Here is a 20,897-nt window from a genome sequence, read left to right as displayed (position 1 = left end):
ACCGCTTCAGGTTCAAAGCGGTCGCTGAAAGGAGACAGTGATCCTCCGCTGCCTCTAAACCTCGTCGTAAGACGCGTGTTAAATTGTGTTCTCTCTTTTGCGCGGCAAATGGTGTAGAACTCTTTGCCGTCCTCGTCGGTGGCGTTGTCCACCACCGTTCCCGTTCCATCCGGGGTAAAGGGGTTCTGGGTTTCCGGCTCCGCCTCGGTTTCCACCGGGGCGGGAGTGGCCTCGGGCTGCGGCTCATTGCTCTGGGCATAGCCTGCCGTTGACTTGGCTATGCGTATCAAAAACAATCCAAAAACTATAGTTGACATCGGATGTGGTCCCGGTAACAGCACAAAGGTGCTACGGGACATTTTCACCGATGCCAACATTCTCGGTATAGATAACTCCCCGAATATGATAGAAAAAGCTAAAAGTGAGCATTCCGACATTGATTTTGACCTTTGCGATGCTTTGTCGCTTGACGGAAAATACGACCTGCTGTTTTCTAACGCTTGCCTACAATGGATACCCAACCACGATACTCTCATTCCGTCACTTATGGAAAAATTAAATGACGGCGGTATTCTAGCTGTGCAAGTGCCAATGAATGGTGAAGAGCCATTGTTCCGTCTGATCCGTGAAGTGGCAAATGAGTCCAAATGGGAATTGTCGGGCGTTAAGCTTCAGCCAAACGAGACGCTGACACCTTCCGAATATTATAATATCCTTTCGAAATATTCTTCTGCCTTTGATATGTGGGAGGTCAAGTATTACCACACAATGTCCGACCACAAGGCACTTGTGGATTGGGTGAAAGGCACGCGTCTTCGCCCGTATCTCGACTATCTCGGAGTAGAAAAGGGTGCAGAATTTGAAGCAGAAATCATAGAACGCTCAAAAGAACTGTATCCGATTACGCATAACGGCAATGTTGTTCTTGGGTTCCGTAGATTTTTCTTTATGGCAGTAAAATAAAAAAGTATAATTTTTTGAAAAGCTTAACCTTTTATGCTATAATACTCTACAATAAAGCACAACCGCTTGCAACTATTCTTTCTTTGCAACCATCGGTTTTATCGCACCTGATAAGATATTGATAAATTCTCGTCGTACAGGCAGTATAATATGGATTATCAGAATAATACGAAAACTACATCACACGGTTTATAAACAAAAAGCGTTAAGTTGTGGATTTCGGCAACGAATGGGAGTGACCAAAAAGGTTTGAAACCGTAAAGGATGAACGGATAATACCCTTTGCGGCAACGCTTTGGTAACACTTTTTCATTATTCATAAAAAGAGAGCTAACTGATTTTGATTAGTCAGTTAGCTCTTTTTTATCATTGTCTTGTGAGCGATAACAAGATTACTTTGCTGGATTTGCGTTGTAGATGTCTTGCGGTGCCCTCTTGACAAGAGAAGTTTTCCTGCTTATAATGAACATTGTTCATATTGGAGGGATCAAATGAATACAGTTGTAACATCAAAAGCAGAAATTTTAAAGGCCAGTCGGGAGCTGATTCAACAGAAGGGGTGGTCTGCCGTTAATATCCGCGCTGTCGCAGCGGCTTGCGGAGTGTCGGTTGGGTCACTTTATAATTATTTTGATTCCAAAACAGAACTGGTGGGGGCCACAGTAGAAAGCGTGTGGTGTGAAATTTTCCACCGTCCGGAGGATGAAGCCGTTTTTCAGGATACGCAGGCCTGCGTGGCTTGGATGTATGAACGAATGGAGTATGGGTGCCGGCAGTATCCCGGCTTTTTTACTCTGCATTCCCTGAGCTTTATGAAGGAGGATAAGGATGATGGAAAGCGGCGGATGCAGGCCACCTGGGAGCATATTCTCAAAGGTTTGTGCTCCGTTTTAAGGCAGGACAGCAGGATTCGCCCCGATGCATTTACAGAACAGTTTACAGTAGAGCAATTTGCGGATGTTCTGTTTTCTCTTATGCTGTCCGCTTTGCTGCGGCAGGATTACGATCCCAGTGCGGTGCTGGAGATTATCCAAAGGACACTCTATTAAATTCCCACTCAATGTGGGAATTTTTCATGACAAAAATGAACGTTGTTCAAAGAGAGGAGGATGAAACATGAAAGTAAAACGCAGCACGCTGCTGCTGTTCGCATGTTTGATATGGAGCGCGGCAGGCTTTAATATTCTCCGCATTGGTTTGACAGTTTATCCCGCACATGTGTCTGTGTGGAACGTCTTGTTGTCCGCATTGGTTTTTGGTGTTTTCCAAAAATTTGTTTTTGGAAAACTGGTGCAGAAGCATACCGCCAGAATCCGTTCCTATCCAGAGGAGCGCCACTTTTTTCTGAAATTTTTTGATAGAAAAGCATTTATTATTATGGCTATCATGATGACAGGCGGAATTGGACTGCGGGTAAGCGGATTAGCGCCGGACGTGTTTATCGCGGTTTTTTATACCGGTCTGGGGGCTTCACTTTTTCTGGCTGGCATTTTGTTTGGCCGAAACTATGGAAAAATGCTGCTGGCTCCCGCTACAGTACAAAATAAATGAAAAAAAGGAGAAGAAGAGATGCAAGCCATTATGGAAACCCTGTTTGACGCCGTTTATCTGATTTCTGTTATCACCATCGGAATTTTGATGATCCGGGAGAGCAAAGGAAATCCGCAGTTTCGTTTGTTTGGATGGATGGCGGTGGTATTGGGAGCGGGGGACTCGTTTCATCTGATTCCCCGTGCGGTTGCCCTGTGCACCACCGGACTCGAAAACTTTACTGTTGCGCTGGGGATTGGAAAATGGATTACCTCCGTCACCATGACCGTTTTCTATGTGCTGCTCTACTATGTCTGGCGGCAGCGGTACGGGATCCGGGGGCAGGGAGGATTGACCGCTGTGGTGCATATTCTTGCGGCAGCGCGGGTCCTTCTGTGCATGATGCCGCAGAATCAGTGGCTCAGTGCTGACGCTCCTCTCTCTTGGGGGATTTACCGCAACATTCCGTTTGCTCTTCTGGGGCTCCTGATCATTGTGCTGTTTTATCGCAGCGCAAAAGAGCGCAAAGACAGTGCGTTCCGCTGGATGTGGCTGACCATTGTGCTGAGTTTTGCTTTTTATATCCCGGTGGTGCTGTGGGCGGATGCCATCCCGTTGATTGGGATGCTGATGATCCCCAAGACCTGCGCTTATGTGTGGACCGTGCTGATTGGATACTTTGCGATGAAGCGGGAATGCAAATTGTAAGGAAAAGGGCGCTCTGGTTTTGATGAAACCGGAGCGCCCTTTTTGGATGGAAAGAAATGCGTTCTGCAAAATCAGAAGAGATGCGTTCTGCAAAATCAGAAGAGATCGATAGAAAATAGGTTAGGAATGTGCTATATTAAATAGGTTAGAATCTATCTTTGGCTCCAGGAAAGCCGGCTCAGCGCAAGCGGAGAGAAAAGAGGGGAACAATGAAGCGCTGCATCAACTGTAAAAGAGACATTATCCCGATGGGAGAAAAGCTTTTCGAGGGTTTTCATTCCATTTTTCCGCCAAAAGAATTTGCTCAGGCCTGTTACTTTGTTTTGAACGACGGGAGGACCGGTCCATACTTTCCGTTTGCACAGAGAAGCGAGAAGGGAAGCTTCCGGCATTTGCGGGTCGAACGTGGTTTTTGGGAGGATCAGATTCACCTAAGAATCAACGATGTTTTTGTCAGCTACCTTCAATATGATTGGGAGACAGCGATGTGCACCTATAAGGTGCTGAACAACTCCAGGTACGGACGGCTTTCCAGCATATCGAAGCAATACGTTGTCTGTTCTCCGTGGTTTGTTTCGGAAAATACCAGGGATGGTCTGGACGACGCTTTGCACCAGCTGGGCGCGTGGTATCTGGAGCATTTGGCCGAATTCCATCTCTCTTACGAAAAACAGCAGATGTGGCTGGACAAGCAATGGGGTTCGGACAAAATCACCCGGCTGTATCTGGACGATCATCTGTCTGAGTTGACACAGGATGATATTTTTGAGCTGTACCGCACGGTAGATCGTCTGGCCACCGAGTATCAGGCGCTGGCTCCAGAGGACCAGAACAACCCTTTGGAAATCCGTCCCCCGTTCGGAGGATTCGGCGCTTTTTGCTATGGCAAGTTGCCGCCTGCCATCAATCGATGGATAGAGGAAATCAGCGAAAGCATATTCTCGAAGCAGGTGGTCAAGGACATCGATCGCAGCTATGCCCGATCGTTTGCGTTAACCGCTTTTCTCTATCTGTTTCATGACAGCCAAAAGGCAGCGTATCCGGCAATACTGAAACGGGTGGAGCTTTGGAAATAGAGAATGTGTTGACTGCTTTCCATGACAGGATTCCCGATGGCGCCTATACCGGAACGATGCGATCATTGCTTTACAGGAGGTTTTCTATGCAGTTTACGATCAAAGAATATTTGATCTATCAGGAGGCAGAAATTCTGAATCTATACGATCGTGTAGGTTGGACAAATTATACCTCAAACCCCTCCATGCTGGCGAATGCCTATCAACATTCATTAAAAATATGGGGAGCTTATGATGGAGAAAAATTGGTTGGTATTATTCGAGTGGTGGGGGATGGGTATTCAATGGTCTATATTCAGGATATTATTGTATTGCCGGAGTATCAGCGGAAAGGAATCGGCACTTTATTGCTCCAACAAATACTTCTCGAATACAAGCATGTTTATCAAAAAGTACTGCTGACGGACAACACGGAAAAAACCATTCAATTTTATCAGTCAGCAGGGTTTATCATGGATACCGATATGAATTGCAGAGCTTTTTTGAAAATGTAGTGACAACAGGCGGAACCGCATTTTCTTTATTTTTCAAAATTGCTCCATATATTGTACGAAATAATAGTGTAGAGGTAATTCAGAAAAAGATTGTGCAGTCAAAAGATGCTTTTCCATGGAAAGGCGTTGCTATTCTGCACCCCCATGTAAGAAGAAACGGAGGAAACAGGATGGACAGACAGGAAGCTTTGCGAGAGTATCAGTCCCTGTGCGGGCAGATTGCGTATCATAACCAGAAATATTATGTGGAGGATGCGCCGGAGATTGACGACTATGAGTACGACATGCTCTACCGGCGTTTGCAGGCGATTGAAGCGGAATTCCCGGATCTCGTCACGCCCGATTCTCCCACACAGAAGGTGGGCGGCCCCGCGCTGAATACTTTTGCCCCTGTTGCGCACGAGGTGCCGATGGAAAGTTTGCATGACTCTTTTTCCGAGGAAGAGCTGCTTGACTTTGACCGGCGTGTGCGGGAAGCTGTGGCACAGCCGGTCTATGTGGTGGAGCCGAAGTTTGACGGCCTGTCCGTTTCGCTTGAGTACCGCGACGGGCTGTTTGTGCGCGGTTCCACGCGCGGTGACGGTCTGGTGGGCGAGGACGTGACGGAAAACCTGCGCGCCATCCGCACCGTACCGAAGAAGCTTACCCGCCCTATCCCATTTCTGGAGGTGCGCGGCGAGGTCTACATGTCGCATGAAAGCTTTCTGGAGCTTTGCGCGCGCCAGGAGCTGAACGACGAAAAGCCGTTTAAGAACCCGCGCAATGCCGCCGCGGGATCGCTGCGCCAGAAGAATCCCAAGATTACCGCTTCCCGTGGACTGGATATCTTTGTGTTCAATGTCCAGCAGGTGTCGGGAGAGGAGCTTTCCAGCCACGATGAGTCACTCCGTTTTCTGCGGGAGCTGGGCTTTGCCGTGACGGATCTGTATCGCGTCTGCCGTTCCATGGACGAGGTGATTGCGCGTGTGCGGGAGATCGGGGAAATGCGGGGATCGCTGGGATATTCCATTGACGGCGCCGTCATTAAGGTGGATGACTTTTCCCAGCGGGAATCGCTTGGCAGCACGGCGAAGTTTCCCCGCTGGGCCGAGGCGTTCAAATATCCGCCGGAGGAAAAAGAAAGCCGTCTCATCGACATTGAAATCAATGTGGGCCGCACCGGTGTGCTCACGCCGACCGGTGTGTTTGAGCCTGTGACGCTGGCGGGAACAACCGTCAGCCGCGCCACGCTGCACAATCAGGATTTCATCACGGAGAAGGGAATCTGCATCGGCTGCACCGCTGTCCTGCGCAAAGCCGGGGAGATCATCCCGGAGGTGGTGTCTGTGGTGGAGGGCACCGTGTCCGGGGAAGCGTACCGCATGCCGGACACCTGCCCGTCCTGCGGCGGCCCTGTGGTGCGGGAGGAAGGCGAAGCGGCGCTGCGCTGTGTGAACCCGGAGTGCCCCGCCCAGCTTTTCCGACACCTGATCCATTTTGCGAGCCGCGATGCCATGGACATTGACGGCCTTGGCCCGGCGGTGATCGAGCAGCTTCTGGCGCAGGAGCTTGTCAAATCCCCCGCGGATCTCTACCGCCTGACGCCCAGCCAGCTGGTGACACTTGAGCGCATGGGAGAGAAAAGCTCGCTCAAGCTGGTGGAATCGATCGCCAAAACGAAGGACAACGATCTTTACCGCCTGATCTACGCGCTGGGAATCCGCCATATCGGATTGAAGGCGGCAAAGCTTCTGACGGGCCGCTTCCGCAGTATTGACGAACTGTTCCGCGCCACCTTGGAGGAAATCTCTTCCATTGAGGGCTTCGGCGGGATCATGGCGGAGAGCGTCGCGGAATTTTTCGCGCTGCCCAGCACAGCACATCTGATCGGCGAGCTGCGTGATGCGGGTGTGAACATGGAAAGCCGTGCCGCTTCCGTTTCGGACGCGCGATTCTTTGGGAAAACCTTTGTGCTCACGGGTACGCTTCCCACGATGACGCGAAGCGAGGCGTCCGCTCTGGTGGAAAAGTATGGCGGCAAGGTCAGCTCCAGTGTCTCCAAGAAAACAAGCTATGTCCTGGCGGGAGAAGAGGCAGGCAGTAAATTGACAAAGGCGAACCAGCTTGGCGTCCCGGTGATCACAGAGGAAGAATTTTTGCAGATGCTGGAATAATTTTTGAGGAAACCGCATCTTGACAAGCTTTCTGTCGCTTTTTATACTTTTACTGTATCTTTCGAGATTCCGAAGAAAGGATGAACCCGCCGATGGAAAAAAAGCTTTTTGTGAACAAGGAGCAGCTTGAGGGGATCGTGAAGGAGTTCCCCACGCCGTTCCATTTATATGATGAAAAGGGAATCCGGGAACGCGCCCGCGCCCTCAAGCAGGCGTTTGCGTGGAACCCCGGTTTTCGCGAGTATTTTGCCGTGAAGGCTACGCCAAACCCGTTTATCCTGAAAATCTTGCAGGAGGAAGGATGCGGCGTGGACTGCTCCTCTCTGACGGAGCTGATGATGGCTGAGGCCTGCGGCTTTTCCGGTACGGATATCATGTTCTCCTCCAACGATACGCCCGCGGAGGATTTCCAGATGGCGCGAAAGCTGGACGCGACCATCAATCTGGACGATATCACCCACATTGACTTTCTCAAGAAAGTTTCCTCCATCCCGAAGCTGATTAGCTGCCGTCTGAATCCCGGCGGATATTTCTCCATTGCCAACAGCATCATGGACAATCCGGGGGATGCCAAATACGGCTTGACCAAGGAGCAGATGATCGATGCCTACCGCCGCCTGCTGGAGCTGGGAGCGGAGGAATTCGGTATTCATGCGTTCCTTGCCAGCAATACAACCACAAATGAGTATTATCCCACGCTTGCGCGGATCCTGTTTGAGTTTGCTGTGGAGCTCCACGAAAAGACCGGCGCAAAGATAGCCTTTGTTAACCTGTCCGGCGGTGTCGGCGTGCCGTACCGCCCCGATCAGGAGCCGGTGGATATCGCCGCGGTGGGTGAGGGCGTGCGCAAGGCGTACGAGGAGATTCTCATTCCGGCCGGAATGGGCGATGTAGCTATCTTCACAGAACTGGGCCGCTACATGCTGGCTCCGAACGGATGCCTGGTGACGACCGCCATCCACGAAAAGCATATTTATAAGGAATATATCGGTCTTGACGCCTGTGCCGCGAACCTGATGCGTCCCGCCATGTACGGTGCGTATCACCATATCACCGTGATGGGCAAGGAGAACGCCCCCTGTGATCACAAATACGACGTGACAGGCGGCCTGTGCGAAAACAACGACAAGTTTGCGATTGACCGGATGCTGCCGAAGATCGACATCGGGGATCTGGTGGTTCTCCACGATACCGGTGCGCACGGTTTTGCGATGGGATACAATTATAACGGCAAGCTTCGCTCCGCAGAGGTTCTGCTCTGCGAGGACGGCACAGCCAAGCTGATCCGCCGCGCCGAGACGCCGAAGGATTATTTCGCGACCTTTGATTTTACCGGCTTGTTTGATAAGTATTGATTGCACGATTGCCCCGGCTGCTTTCAGGCAGCCGGGGCATTTTGGATCATTCTAAACGGAAAAAACAGGAGGAAAAAGGAGAAAACAGAAGAAAATCCGTTACATGATGGAGAAAACGGCGTTTTCTTTTGGATTTTTTGGCTTTTTGCAGAAAAATGCAAAATAATATTGACAAAAAGCCCTGCGCACACTATATTGAAATCGGTTCTTTTTATTTAAGATGAAAGCAGGCGGCACGAAAGGCCGCCTGCTTTGCGCAGGGAGGATGGAGCATGGGAGAAAATCCAATTATTTCACTGCAAAACATTGGCGTTTCCTTTGACGGGGAAGCGGTGTTGAATCATTTGAATCTCAATATCAGGGACGGGGAGTTTGTCACACTGCTCGGCCCGTCCGGCTGTGGAAAAACGACGACGCTGCGGATCATCGGCGGTTTTGTCCGGCCGGACGAGGGAGACGTCTTTTTCAATGGGCAGCGGATTACCGATTTGCCGCCTCATAAACGGGAGGTCAACACGATCTTCCAGAAATACGCTCTTTTCCCTCATTTGAACGTATATGAGAATGTAGCCTTTGGGATGCGGATTCATAAGAAGAGCGAAAAGGAGATTCGCAAGACTGTCCATGAAATGCTGGAAATGGTTAGTCTGTCCGGCTTTGAGCGCCGGAGTGTGCACCGCCTTTCCGGCGGCCAGCAGCAGCGTGTGGCGATTGCCCGCGCTCTTGCCAATGATCCGAAGGTGCTGCTGCTCGATGAGCCGCTTGGCGCGCTGGATCTCAAGCTGCGCAAGGATATGCAGGTGGAGCTCAAACGGATTCAGCAGACAACCGGTATCACCTTCATTTTTGTCACGCACGATCAGGAGGAGGCTCTCTCCATGAGCGATACGGTTGTGGTGATGGACAAGGGCTTCATTCAGCAGATTGGCACGCCGCAGGATATTTACAATGAGCCGCAGAATGCTTTTGTGGCGGATTTTATCGGGGAGAGTAATATCCTTGACGGTGTCATGCACGAGGATTACCTCTGCGAATTTGCCGGCCGGCGCTTTCCCTGTGTCGACAAAGGTTTTGCCCCGCATGAAAGTGTCGACGTGGTTATTCGCCCGGAGGATATCGACGTCATGCCTCCCTCCGAGGAGTATCTGACCGGCACGGTGACGAATGTGACCTTCAAGGGCGTTCACTATGAAATCATCGTTGACGTCAAAGGCTTCAAATGGATGATTCAGTCCACGGACTATCAGGAAGAGGGTGCGCTTATCGGCCTGCGGATTCAGCCTGACGAAATCCATATCATGAAAAAATCGGAGTATTCCGGTATGTTTGGCGATTACAGCACCTTCAGCGACGAGATGGAGGAGGATCTGGCGTTGTCGGAGGAGGTGGAACGGGAAGAATGAAGGCAAAAGCAGTGTCCGCACCGTATCTGGTGTGGATGGCGATTTTTATCATTGTGCCGATGCTTCTGGTGGCATATTTTGCGTTCACCGACAGCAACGGTGCGTTCACATTGGACAACCTCGCCCGCGTTGGCCAGTATTCCAATGTGTTTCTGCGTTCCATCTGGCTTGGAGCTCTCTCCACAGCCATCTCGCTTCTGGTCGGCTATCCGGTGGCATACATCATTTCCCACAGCAGCCTGAAACGGCAAAGTGTCCTGATTATGCTGGTTATGCTTCCGATGTGGATGAATTTCCTGCTCCGCACCTATGCCTGGATGACGCTTCTGGAGGACAGCGGGCTGATCAATAATCTTCTGGCCGCTGTCGGTCTGCCGCGCCTGCATATGATCAACACGCAGGGTGCGGTGGTTGTCGGTATGGTGTATGATTATATCCCGTTTATGATTCTTCCTCTGTATTCCGTGATGAGCAAGCTGGATCCCTCTGTGGTGGAAGCGGCGCAGGATCTCGGCGCGGACGGCAAGAGGGTCTTTCTGCGTGTTACGCTTCCGCTGAGTATGCCGGGGGTGATCTCCGGAATCACGATGGTGTTTGTCCCTTCTGTGAGTACCTTTATCATCTCCAAGATGCTCGGCGGTGGCGGAAATCTGATGATCGGCGATCTGATCGACATGCAGTTCCTTGGCAGCGCGTATAACCCGAATCTCGGTTCCGCTATTTCGCTTGTCTTAATGGTTCTGATTCTGATTTGCATGGGGATTATGAACGAGTTTGATGACGGCGAGGCGCAGGGAGGAGGGATGATGCTGTGAAAAAAGCGGTTTCCCGTGTATACCTGACGCTGATTTATATCTTTCTGTATGCTCCGATTCTGCTGCTTGTGGTATTTTCCTTTAACGACACAGACACCAAGAGCCGCACGGTCTGGTCGGGCTTTTCTCTTCGCTGGTATGAGATGCTGTTTCAGGACCGCATGCTGCTTGAGGCTCTCAAAAATACGCTGATTATCGCTGTGTGTGCTGCGCTTGGCGCGACTGTTCTCGGTACCGTGGCAGCTATCGGTATCAATTCCATGAAGGGCTGGCGGAAAAAGCTGGTCATGAACATCACCAACCTTCCAATGCTCAACCCCGAGATCGTCACCGGTGTTTCCCTGATGCTGCTCATGGTGTTTGTGGCGGGTCTGTTTGGGATCAGCCTCGGCATGGGCTCCATCATCCTTGCGCACATTACCTTCTGTCTGCCTTATGTGATCCTTTCTGTTCTTCCGAAGCTGGGGCAGATGGATCCGCATCTGTATGAGGCGGCGCAGGATCTTGGCTGTACGCCGCTGCGCTCGTTTTTCAAGGTAGTGATGCCGGAGATCATGTCTGGTGTCATCACCGGCATGGTGATGGCGTTCACTCTGTCGCTCGATGACTTTATCATCAGCTATTTTTGCAGCGGCACCACGCAGACGCTGCCGGTGTATATCTATTCGATGACAAAAAAGCGCGTCAGCCCCGAGATCAACGCTCTTTCCACACTGCTGTTTGCCGTGATCCTCATCCTGCTCCTGATCATCAACATCCGGCAGGGACGGATGGGAAAGAAAGAGGAAAAGGAGGCGGACGTATGAAACGGCTGCGCAGAGCGGTCCTGCTTTTAGCCTGCGTGCTGGCGGCCTGTTTTCCGTCTCCCGCGTTTGCGCAGGAGGAAGAGACAGTCCCGCTCACAGGAGAAAAAATCTATGTTTATAACTGGGGCGAATATATCGCGGACGGCAAGGACGGTTCCCTCGATATCAATACGGAGTTTACACGCCGTACAGGTATTGAGGTGGATTACAGCACCTTCGATACCAACGAATCCCTGTACTCCAAGCTGGTCAGCGGCGGCGCAAGCTACGATGTGATCATTCCCTCGGATTATATGGTTTCCAAAATGATCAACGAGGGGATGCTGGAAAAGCTGGATTTTTCCAATATCCCAAACTATCAATATATCGATGAGCAGTACCGCAATCTCAGCTACGATCCCACCAACGAGTATTCCGTCCCCTATACCTGGGGTCTGGTCGGGATCTTCTACAATAAGCAGTATGTTACGGAAACGGTTGACAGCTGGGATATTCTCTGGGATGAAAAATACGCGGGGAAAATCCTGATGTTTGATAATCCGCGCGACGCCTTTGGTATTGCGCAGAAAAAGCTGGGGCTTTCCTTTAACTCCACCGATGAGGACGAATGGATTCAGGCTGCTGTGCAGCTCAAGGAGCAAAAGCCTTTGGTACAGGCGTATGTTATGGATCAGATCTTCAATAAGATGGAGAGCGGCGAGGCATGGCTGGCTCCGTATTATGCCGGAGACGCCGCTCTGCTTGTTGAGGAAAATGAAAACATCGGCTTTGCGATTCCCACCAAGCAGGGGACTAACTTTTTTGTTGACGCGATGTGTATTCCAAAGGGCTGCCGAAACAAAAGCGGTGCGGAGGCCTACATCAACTTTCTCTGTGATCCGGAGATCGCGGCGGCCAATATGGAATACATCGGATATTCCACACCGGAAAGCGCCGCCAAGGAGCTTTTGCCGGAGGAGGTTGTAAACAATCCCATCTATTATCCACCGCAGGAGATTATTGACAATTCAGAGGTTTTCATCGATCTGCCGGAGGAAACAGCTCTGCAGCTGGATTCCCTGTGGGCGGAGGTTAAAATGGGAGGTCCGGGCGATTCCATGACACTGGTGCTGACGCTGGCGGGATTTTTGGCTCTGTACCTTGCCGTGGTGATCTATAAGAAGGTCAAACGAAACCGAGAATGCTGAAGGAGGAATTTGTATGAAAGAACGGATCGTCATTGGGACAGAACAGTGCCGGGCGGAGATTGCCCACATGGGCGCGCAGCTGGAAAGCCTGAAAGACGCGGATGGCCGGGAATACATGTGGCAGCGGGATCCGCAGTGGTGGGGCGGCTGTGCCCCTGTGCTTTTTCCAATGGTGGGCGCACTGCGCAAGGGCCGCACGATCATCGACGGACGCATCTACGAAATGCCGCAGCATGGAGTGGCTCGCCGCCGCGAATTTTCCCTTCTCTCCCATACGGAGACGGAAGCGGTATTTTCTCTGCGTGCGGATGAGCTGACCAAGGAACAGTATCCGTTTGATTTTGAACTGCAAATCGTTTATCGGGCGGAGGGATCTTCCCTGGTGACTCTTTACCGCGTGTTTAACCGGGGCAGCGAACCGATGCCCTATGCGATTGGAGGACATCCCGCTTTCAATGTCCCGTTGGATGAGGGAGAGTGCTTTGAGGATTATGTTCTGGAGTTTGAAAAGGAAGAAACCGCTTCCTGCCCCGCGGTTGACATAAAAGAAAGTCTGATCGATCCCTCTCATATGACGGAGCGCCTGCACGCTTCGCGCACGATCCCGCTGACGCACGATCTGTTTTACGGCGATGCACTGGTGTTCGAGGGGCTTGCTTCCCACACGGCCACGGTGCGCAGCAAAAAATCCGGGCATGGTGTGACCATGGAGTTTTCCTCTTTCCCGATGATCGGTGTCTGGTCGGCCTGCAACGACGGTCCCTTTGTGGCGCTGGAGCCCTGGTGCGGGTGCGCCACGCGCACAGACGAAAACGACGAATTTACGAAGAAGCGCTGGATGCGCACTCTGCCCGCCGGACAAATGGAAGAATTCTCCTACACGGTTTCGATTTTCTGATTGTTGTTTCTCCTTACCCTTCGCCTTCACAAAGCCGCCGTTTGAGGGATGTTTTTTTCGATCTTCTCAAGCGTCCCACGATGCTTTCCCGTACCATAGAGGAGCAGTATCAGGCTCTGGCTGAGATAGAACAGTTGATAAAAAGAGAATCCGAAAATGCCGCCTCTCTGCAGCGCCAGCTGGAGCATCAGGAGCGGAAATGTGCGGAATACAGGGACAGAAAAACCTTTTTTGAAAGAGAAGCAAACAGACTTGCAAACGAACAATCCTCCATCATCAATCAAATGGAGAATCTCAGAAAGCAGAGAGAAGAATGTTTGCATCAGGCGGAAAGATGGGGAGGAGCTTGGCTGTCTGCTTTGAGAGAAGCTTCCAGCCGTCCGGGAGACCAGGCGATGCAGGTGCTGGACAAAGAGTTTTTCCGTCGGTACAGCAGCGGGAACGACCAGGAAGCGACGGCGGCACAGACAGCCAATCCCTGGTATACCGCGGCGTATAACCGGGAGAGAGAAAAGCTGTTTTATCAGGCCTTGAAGCTTCACAAGGCGTTCTTGCTGGCGTCAAAGGCTTGCCTGTGGAATTTCAAGAATTTGCTGCTCCTATGGGGATATCCCAGGGATGATGACAAGGAGATAGTGAGTGTTTCACAGCGCGATCGTGAAGCTGCATTCGGTTCCCTGTTCAACACGGTGTTTTTGCTGACTCCTGTGCTGTCCACAACGTTTGCGTCGGCGGGGAATATGCTCTCCTCCATCCGGCGGCCGGGAGAAATCGGATGCCTGATTGTGGATGAGGCAGGACAAGCGGCTCCGCAGATGGCGCTGGGATCCCTTTATCGCTGCCGCCGTGCCATTGTGGTAGGCGATCCGAAGCAGGTGGAGCCTGTGGTGACGGATGAGCTGGACCTGATAAAGCAGGTAATACAAAATGATTTTACCTGCTGGTATCAATCGAAAACCCATTCGGTGCAGGGATTCGCCGATCGGCTGAATCCGATCGGAACCACATACAGGGAAGATGGAAAAGAAACCTGGGTGGGATGCCCGCTGGTTGTCCATCGGCGCTGTATCAGTCCGATGTTTGAGTTGTCCAATATCCTTTCGTATAACCAAATTATGAGGCAGCAGACAATTCCTCCGGGACCAGAAAAGGAGGCGGGATTCTGCCGGGAGAGTTCCGGTTGGATCCAAGTCAATGGCAGTGAAAACAGTACAGCAGGCAGGGATCATTTTGTGGCTGAGCAGGGAAGAGCGGCTTGGGAACTGATTCGAAAAGCCTTTTGGCAGACCAATGGAATTCCCAGCCTTTTTGTCATCACTCCTTTTACGTCCGTGCGTGACGGCATGAAAAAAATGATCCGCTCGCAGCCGGAGTATGAGACGGACGCACGTTTGCAGGCGTGGATAGAGCAATCGATCGGTACGGTTCATACGTTCCAGGGCAAAGAAGCGGATCAGGTTATTTTTCTGCTTGGGTGTGACAGAAATTCTCTGCCGGCGGTCCGGTGGGTCAACACCAATATTGTCAATGTGGCGGCGACCAGAGCCAAATATCGGTTTTATGTGATTGGAGACTATTCCGTCTGGCAGAATTCCTCTCTTTTCCAAAGAGTGAAGGAGATTTTGGATCGTCATACCTGCGGTATTTTTCCGGAGTCCTGATATTTTTCAGCTTCATATAACGCAAAAGGGAGGGCGAAAGCGGTTGTGCTTTCGCCCTCCCTTTTCACTAGCTTTTTCAGGGACGGATTCGGAAGGTACGCGGAGCAAACAGATACACAAGAATGCAGGCGGCAATGCAGTAAAGAACACAGAAGAGAATAGACAGCGCTCCGAACAGAAGAATCGGAATTCTTTGCTGCATCAGGAAGAAACAGACCAGATAGGTGGCGGACAGGACGAAGCGGTAGGTTCCGCTTTTCAGTTCTGTTCCCGCGTTGTAGGGCTGTAAGAGATAATAGATGGTGAGATAATGGACCGAGAAGAACAGGCTCATGCAAAGAATGGAAACCAACAGAACGGCATAGTTAAGAGGATTGTCGGTCCCGCCTGAGAGATAGAGTAAAGCGGTGAGTCCCACGCCGATCACAATGGCGGGCAGAAGATTGATCTTCATAATTTCCCGCAGACGGATGCGGAACAGCCGAAGCACCATATCCGGTTTTTTATAGAAGGGATAGGTGAGCAGGCTGTGGTCGCAGTTGATAAACAGAGCCTGTGTGAAGCCGGTTCCACGATTGATGGCATACATAATAAAGGTGAAATAGGGAAGATAGACCAGAAGCAGAGCGTTGACCTCCTCCTTTGCCTCCGGAAAGAGGAACAGAGAAGCGGCGGCCGCAATAAGCAAGACAAGAGCAACGACAGAGATCCGTTTTGAGGATTTCCAGAGAATTTTCTGATGACGCCGGATAAAGAGCTCGTTTAAAAACTCAAAACCCTCTTTGTGGCTGGTGACGGAAGTATCCGTGCTGATCATTTTCTCCGTGCGGGTTCGGGTGGCTTGTGTGACATTGGCCCGCTGGTTCATGGCCTGCGGCAGAAGCTGCTGGTACATGCTGCGGAATTCGCGGAAAGAAAGAAGCTTTCGCAGAGACAGAAGCCCAGCCAGAATACCGGCGGCAAAGAGCACAGCCGAAGCCTGCCACGGCAGAAGGATCCCGAGGGCGGGCAATGCATAGGCCGCGGCAATCAGCAGAGCGCCGACCAGCCAGGCCAGTTTACCAAGTTTGTTTTCGTTGTTCGCGACTCCTCTGCGCTCATAGTCCGCCAACGAGATCCAAACCACAATCAGCTTGCATCCTGCAACAAAGAAAGGAAACAGCAGGCAGATCCATAACGGGAGCCCGGAGGGAAGGCCGAAAGCCAGGGTGGCGGCCAGCATTCCCACAAGAATCTTGAGAAGTGCGTATCCATAGTTGGATAAGGCATAATCTCTTGCGTTCATCCGAAGCAAAATCATGGCATAGTATTTATCGCGCGTTGGGTTAAACAAATAGGTGTTGGCGAACGCGCCGAGAATAGTAAGCGGAATGAGAATGTGTAGGAAAAGCGTCTCATAGGGCAGAGATTCCCAAATCGCGCAGGGCAGCACGACCATCAATCCAAGATAGAGGAACTTCCCGGCAAAAATGGTGAGAACTTCCCAGATCCCTGCCAGGACGTTCGCGAAAATTTTAAGTCCTTTCACCCGATACAGCGAATCCGGTAAAAGCCTGCCAACCAGCGGGATCTGCTTGATGGCGTACAGAATTGCATTGACACGATAAGTGTTTTTGAGGGAGAAGGATTGCAGAAAAGCGTTAAGCATGGTTTTCCTCCCGCAGAGCAGACAGAATTTTCTCCTTGAAGGCTTCATCATCAAGCGTGGCCTTATCCACACGTTCCAGTGTGCCGTGACTCAGCAGGACAATCTCATCACACAGATCCACCGCCAAATCCAGCAGATGGGTGGAGAAAATGGTGACGCGCCCTTCCTTGAGCGAACGAAGACGCTCCTTCATCTCCTCAGCGACCACAACATCCAGCGAGGTCAGGGGTTCGTCCAGCAGAAAGAGATTGGGCTGGGCTACTATGTTGATCAGCATCTGCATTTTGTTTTTCATGCCGTGGGAATAATCCTTCATGAGCTTGTCGCGATCTTCGGGATCGATACTCATGCTTTCAAAGTATTCGTCCAGTGGCTTGGGATTCGGGATACTTTTGCGGTTGATGTCCAGGAAGAATTTGAGAAATTCGCGTGCGGTCAGAAATTCCGGTACAGTCGGGGTGGAGAGGACATAGCCGATGTCCTCCGCGGCGACTTCCCGAGGGCCTTCCTCTGTCTCCAGATAAAAGGAGCCGCCGTCACAGGTGATATCACGGTTGAGACAGTTGAACAGTGTGGTTTTGCCCGCGCCGTTGCGTCCCAGCAGGCCGTAAATTTTTCCGCTTTCAAAGGAAAAGCTGATGTCACGAAGAACCTCTTTGTCTCCGTATTTCTTTTGCAAATGATCGATAACCAATTTCATTTTCATAAAACTCCTTGTTCGGATGGTTTCCTGTACAGGGTCTGATCGGTATGGTTCTATTATACAGAGAAGCGGCTAATTGTAAAGCAGCGAAGAGGCCTGAGCGAAGGAGCGGCGTTGTGCGGCACAGACAGGGAAATCGCCCTTTTCCTTCTTTGGTGCCCAAAGATGCTTTTTTGCTGAAAATGACGAAAAACGGCACAAGTCTTTCCATTGAGGAAAAACCTGTGCCGTTTCAAAGGCAGAAGAACAAATTATCAATCGCCGAAAGAGATTCCCAGATCACGTGCAGAACGAATTTCTTCACAGTCCACCGGCACGCCTTTAAGCTTTCCAGCAATTTCGCTGAGTGGAACGCCGATGATCTCGGTGCCTTTGAGAGCGACCATCTTTCCATAGTCCTCATTGGCGATCAGCTGTGCCGCCGCCGTACCGAAACGAGTGGAAAGCACACGGTCATAGGCGCAGGGGCTTCCGCCGCGCTGAAAATGCCCGGGAACCGTGACGCGGATCTCTTGTCCGGTCATCTGGCCGATTTCTGCGGCAAGGCGGTAAGAGATGGAGGGATACTGCATTTCCAGGCGGGCGTTCTTGAATTCCTTTTTGGAAAGCTTGGATTCCTCCAGCGACAGAGCTCCCTCCGCCACAGCGAGGATAGAAAAGCGCTTGCCGGCCTTGTTGCGCTGTTCCAGCGTCTTTACAATGGATTTGATCTGATAGGGGATTTCCGGCAGCAGAATGACATCCGCACCGCCCGCGATGCCGGCGTAAAGCGGCAGCCAACCCACCTTGTGTCCCATGATTTCCACGATAAAGACGCGGCCGTGGGAGGTGGCGGTCGTGTGAATGCAGTCCAGTACATTGGTGGCAATCTCAACCGCGGAGTGGAAGCCAAAGGTCATGTCTGTTCCCCAAACGTCGTTGTCAATGGTCTTGGGAAGCGACACCACCGGGATCCCTTCCTCACTGAGAAGGTTGGCTGTTTTCTGTGTCCCGTTGCCTCCAAGGATGACCAGGCAGTCCAGCTTCATTTTACGGAAGTTTTCCTTCATGGCCTTGACCTTGTCCACGTTATCCTCGCCGATCACACGTATCTTTTTGAACGGCTGGCGGGAGGTGCCGAGGATCGTGCCGCCCAGTGTGAGGATGCCGGAAAAATCCTCGCGCGCCATACGGCGGTAATTTCCCTCGATCAGTCCGCGGTATCCATCCTGAATGCCGCAGATCTCGACCTTATCCCCCCATTTGACATAAAGAGCTTTTGCCACGCCGCGGATCGCCGCGTTCAATCCCTGGCAGTCGCCTCCGCTTGTAAGAATTCCAATCCGTTTCATAAGACATGATTCCCCTCTCGGATTTATTTTTTCTGCGCCTCTTCTATGGTATAGACGGGACGCAGGGGTTTGCTGAGATCCTGTTCCTCCAGCGCGTGGAGCGCCTCTGCGGCCAGACGGGAAAATTCACGCTGGCAGTTAACGGAAGCTTTTCCGCGCCGGTCGATATGGACATAAGAGGTGTCCGGCTGCATGAGCCGGGCGTTTGTGTTGTCACTGAGCATCAAGTCAAGAATGGAGAACGCGCGCTCCCGCAGGCGTTCGTCCTCAATGGGGAACACCAGCTCCACACGGCGGTCCAGATTGCGCGGCATCCAGTCGGCACTTCCCATAAAAATATGCGGTTCCCCGCCGTTTTCAAAGCGGAAAATGCGGCTGTGCTCCAAAAGCTGGCCCACGATACTCCGAACCGTGATGGTTTCGCTGATCCCCAGAAGACCAGGAATCAAGCAGCAGATTCCGCGCACAATCAGCTGGATCGGCACACCGGCCTGCGAGGCCTCATACAAGAGTCCGATGATCTCCGGATCCACCAGAGAGTTGACCTTGGCGGTGATGCCGGAAGGAAGACCGCGCTTGGCGTTTTCCGTTTCCCGGCGGATGCGCTGCTTAAAGAATTTGCGCATTCCCTGCGGCGCGACGATAAAGCGGTTGTATTCCGGCGGCATGGAATAGCCGGTCAGCACGTTAAAGAGGGAGGAGGCGTCCGCGCCGAAGGGCTCGCGGCAGGTGAACATGCCGATGTCCGTATAAATGCGGGCGGTCGAGTCGTTGTAGTTGCCGGTGCCCATGTGTACATAACGCCGGATCCCATCCTCGTCCTGCCGGACCACCAGCAGGATCTTGCAGTGCGTTTTCAGGCCGGCAAGACCATAAATGACATGACAGCCCGCCGCTTCGAGCTTCTTTGCCCAAAGAATATTGTTTTCCTCGTCAAAGCGGGCTTTCAGCTCAACCAGCACCGTCACCTGCTTGCCTGCCTCCGCCGCTTTGATCAGTGCTGCCACAATGGGAGAGTTTCCGCTGACGCGGTAAAGGGTCTGTTTGATAGCGAGCACGTTTTCGTCCTCGGCGGCGCGGCGCACAAATTCCGTCACGCAGTCAAAGGTTTCATAGGGATGGTGAACCATTCGATCCCCTTCGCGGATCGCTTCAAAAATATCGCTGTACCCCCAAAAATCCGCAGGCGGAGAAACAGGGACAATCGGTTTGAAGCATAGGGAAGCACAGCCTGGAATTCCGGCTACCTTGGAGAGGAAGGTCAGATCCAGCGGGCCGGTCAGCTCATAGATATCCTTCTCATTGATCTTGAGCATTTCAATGAGGAATTCCCGGATCTCCTTATCACAGTGCTGTTCGAGCTCCAGACGGACCGGACGGCCGCGTTTTCTTTTCTTGATCGATTTCTGAACTTCGATCATAAGATCCTCGGCTTCCTCGTCAATCTCCAAATCCGAATCACGGGTTAGGCGGAAGGGACAGGCAGCCTTGATCTTATGCAGCTCAAACAGCTCGGGAAGCATCATATCGATGACATCTTCCAGCAAAAACAGGCCGCGCCGCGAGTCATTCGGCATAGGGATTTCAAGAAAGCGGGGCAGGATTCCCGGCACCTGCACCACAGCAAAGCAGGGCTCGCCGCTCTTTTCCTCCAGCCGCACAGCAATGTTCAGACTTTTGTTGGAGAGCATGGGGAAGGGACGGCTCCGGTCAACTGCAAGAGGCGTGAGGACAGGGAATAGCACCTTTGAAAAATAGCGCTGCAAAAATGCGGTCTGCTCCTCATTCAGATCCTCCGGCTCAACAAACTCGAATCCGTTGTTGCGCAGCACAGGGAGGATAGAACGGTTGAAGCAGGAATACTGCTTTTCCATAAAAAGAGCGATTTTTTCGCGCAGGCTGTTGAGAAGCTGCTGTGAGGTCAGGCCTGAAAGATCGGGGGTGGTATATTTGGAGCGCACCTGCTCCATCACACCTGCCACACGAACCATAAAGAATTCATCCAGGTTGGAAGCAGTGATGGCCAGAAAGCGCAGACGCTCAAAAATGGGATTTTCTTTTTTGAAGGCTTCCTCCAGTACACGCGCGTTGAAGTCAAGCCAGCTGAGCTCGCGGTTCAGGTAAGGAAGCTTTGTTTTTTCCTTTTCAATGGCGTTTTTCATGAAC

Annotated in this window: 19 protein-coding genes and 1 pseudogene; 14 read left to right on the top strand and 6 right to left on the bottom strand. The window is 51.7% G+C overall.

What is annotated here, in order from left to right:
- A pseudogene (locus B5F35_RS19020) lies at nucleotides 1-290 on the bottom strand (DUF4366 domain-containing protein); the annotation flags it as partial.
- Between B5F35_RS19020 and B5F35_RS11170 the strand changes: the two are divergent.
- The 13 genes from B5F35_RS11170 to B5F35_RS11110 all read left to right on the top strand — a co-directional run bounded on the left by B5F35_RS11170 (nucleotide 280) and on the right by B5F35_RS11110 (nucleotide 13,388).
- The gene (locus B5F35_RS11170) at nucleotides 280-963 is read left to right on the top strand and encodes a methyltransferase domain-containing protein (RefSeq protein WP_087240974.1); all 684 of its coding nucleotides are present in this window, start codon (nucleotides 280-282) and stop codon (nucleotides 961-963) included. The pseudogene B5F35_RS19020 and the gene B5F35_RS11170 overlap by 11 nt on opposite strands.
- Nucleotides 964-1,454: 491 nt before the next feature.
- A complete protein-coding gene (locus tag B5F35_RS11165) occupies nucleotides 1,455-2,012 on the top strand; it encodes a TetR/AcrR family transcriptional regulator (protein WP_087240972.1) in 558 nt (185 codons plus the stop codon).
- 67 nt (nucleotides 2,013-2,079) lie between these two features.
- Nucleotides 2,080-2,514 carry a hypothetical protein gene (locus B5F35_RS11160; protein ID WP_087240970.1) on the top strand — a complete coding sequence of 145 codons (435 nt, stop codon included), beginning with the start codon at nucleotides 2,080-2,082 and terminating at the stop codon, nucleotides 2,512-2,514.
- A gap of 18 nt (nucleotides 2,515-2,532) precedes the next feature.
- Complete coding sequence (locus B5F35_RS11155) at nucleotides 2,533-3,201, top strand: hypothetical protein (protein ID WP_087240968.1); 669 nt, start codon at nucleotides 2,533-2,535, stop codon at nucleotides 3,199-3,201.
- A gap of 392 nt (nucleotides 3,202-3,593) precedes the next feature.
- Nucleotides 3,594-4,277, top strand: a complete 684-nt coding sequence (locus tag B5F35_RS11150; RefSeq protein WP_140401206.1) for a hypothetical protein — start codon at nucleotides 3,594-3,596, stop codon at nucleotides 4,275-4,277.
- An 86-nt stretch (nucleotides 4,278-4,363) separates the two neighbouring features.
- Nucleotides 4,364-4,771 carry a GNAT family N-acetyltransferase gene (locus tag B5F35_RS11145; RefSeq protein ID WP_087240964.1) on the top strand — a complete coding sequence of 136 codons (408 nt, stop codon included), beginning with the start codon at nucleotides 4,364-4,366 and terminating at the stop codon, nucleotides 4,769-4,771.
- Between the two features lie 170 nt (nucleotides 4,772-4,941).
- Complete coding sequence (ligA, locus tag B5F35_RS11140) at nucleotides 4,942-6,924, top strand: NAD-dependent DNA ligase LigA (protein WP_087240962.1); 1,983 nt, start codon at nucleotides 4,942-4,944, stop codon at nucleotides 6,922-6,924.
- Between the two features lie 92 nt (nucleotides 6,925-7,016).
- Nucleotides 7,017-8,279 (top strand): diaminopimelate decarboxylase, encoded by a 1,263-nt coding sequence (locus tag B5F35_RS11135; RefSeq protein ID WP_087240960.1) that lies wholly within the window; start codon nucleotides 7,017-7,019, stop codon nucleotides 8,277-8,279.
- Nucleotides 8,280-8,551: 272 nt separating this feature from the next.
- Complete coding sequence (gene potA / locus B5F35_RS11130; protein ID WP_087240959.1) at nucleotides 8,552-9,682, top strand: spermidine/putrescine ABC transporter ATP-binding protein; 1,131 nt, start codon at nucleotides 8,552-8,554, stop codon at nucleotides 9,680-9,682.
- Nucleotides 9,679-10,497 carry an ABC transporter permease gene (locus B5F35_RS11125; protein ID WP_087240957.1) on the top strand — a complete coding sequence of 273 codons (819 nt, stop codon included), beginning with the start codon at nucleotides 9,679-9,681 and terminating at the stop codon, nucleotides 10,495-10,497. The genes potA and B5F35_RS11125 overlap by 4 nt, the downstream gene beginning before the upstream one ends.
- Nucleotides 10,494-11,303 carry an ABC transporter permease gene (locus B5F35_RS11120; RefSeq protein WP_087240955.1) on the top strand — a complete coding sequence of 270 codons (810 nt, stop codon included), beginning with the start codon at nucleotides 10,494-10,496 and terminating at the stop codon, nucleotides 11,301-11,303. Before B5F35_RS11125 ends, B5F35_RS11120 begins: the two co-directional genes overlap by 4 nt.
- A complete protein-coding gene (locus tag B5F35_RS11115; RefSeq protein WP_087240953.1) occupies nucleotides 11,300-12,490 on the top strand; it encodes an ABC transporter substrate-binding protein in 1,191 nt (396 codons plus the stop codon). The genes B5F35_RS11120 and B5F35_RS11115 overlap by 4 nt, the downstream gene beginning before the upstream one ends.
- Nucleotides 12,491-12,503: 13 nt before the next feature.
- On the top strand, nucleotides 12,504-13,388 hold the full coding sequence (locus B5F35_RS11110; RefSeq protein WP_087240951.1) for an aldose 1-epimerase family protein: 885 nt from the start codon (nucleotides 12,504-12,506) through the stop codon (nucleotides 13,386-13,388).
- Between the two features lie 26 nt (nucleotides 13,389-13,414).
- Here B5F35_RS11110 and B5F35_RS18725 read toward each other — a convergent pair whose 3' ends face one another.
- The gene (locus B5F35_RS18725) at nucleotides 13,415-13,672 is read right to left on the bottom strand and encodes a hypothetical protein (RefSeq protein WP_162611405.1); all 258 of its coding nucleotides are present in this window, start codon (nucleotides 13,670-13,672) and stop codon (nucleotides 13,415-13,417) included.
- A gap of 75 nt (nucleotides 13,673-13,747) precedes the next feature.
- On the opposite strand from B5F35_RS18725, the gene B5F35_RS11105 reads away from it, so the two are divergent.
- The gene (locus B5F35_RS11105) at nucleotides 13,748-15,049 is read left to right on the top strand and encodes a DEAD/DEAH box helicase (RefSeq protein ID WP_162611404.1); all 1,302 of its coding nucleotides are present in this window, start codon (nucleotides 13,748-13,750) and stop codon (nucleotides 15,047-15,049) included.
- A 76-nt stretch (nucleotides 15,050-15,125) separates the two neighbouring features.
- Here B5F35_RS11105 and B5F35_RS19220 read toward each other — a convergent pair whose 3' ends face one another.
- The 4 genes from B5F35_RS19220 to B5F35_RS11085 form a co-directional block, all read right to left on the bottom strand.
- Complete coding sequence (locus tag B5F35_RS19220) at nucleotides 15,126-16,697, bottom strand: hypothetical protein (RefSeq protein ID WP_087240947.1); 1,572 nt, start codon at nucleotides 16,695-16,697, stop codon at nucleotides 15,126-15,128.
- Nucleotides 16,690-17,397: an ATP-binding cassette domain-containing protein gene (locus B5F35_RS11095; RefSeq protein ID WP_087240945.1), complete on the bottom strand. Its 708-nt coding sequence runs from the start codon at nucleotides 17,395-17,397 to the stop codon at nucleotides 16,690-16,692. The genes B5F35_RS19220 and B5F35_RS11095 overlap by 8 nt, the downstream gene beginning before the upstream one ends.
- Nucleotides 17,398-17,654: 257 nt before the next feature.
- Nucleotides 17,655-18,731, bottom strand: coding sequence for a 6-phosphofructokinase (locus B5F35_RS11090; protein ID WP_087240944.1), 1,077 nt, complete (start codon nucleotides 18,729-18,731; stop codon nucleotides 17,655-17,657).
- A 23-nt stretch (nucleotides 18,732-18,754) separates the two neighbouring features.
- Nucleotides 18,755-20,893, bottom strand: a complete 2,139-nt coding sequence (locus tag B5F35_RS11085) for an RNA degradosome polyphosphate kinase (RefSeq protein WP_087240942.1) — start codon at nucleotides 20,891-20,893, stop codon at nucleotides 18,755-18,757.
- Nucleotides 20,894-20,897: the final 4 nt, after the last annotated feature.

Source organism: Anaeromassilibacillus sp. An200, assembly GCF_002160025.1.
Classification (GTDB): Bacteria; Bacillota; Clostridia; order Oscillospirales; family Acutalibacteraceae; genus Caccousia; species Caccousia stercoris.
The sequence above is the reverse complement of the archived record's forward strand: the minus strand, read 5'-3'. Positions and strand labels throughout refer to the sequence as shown.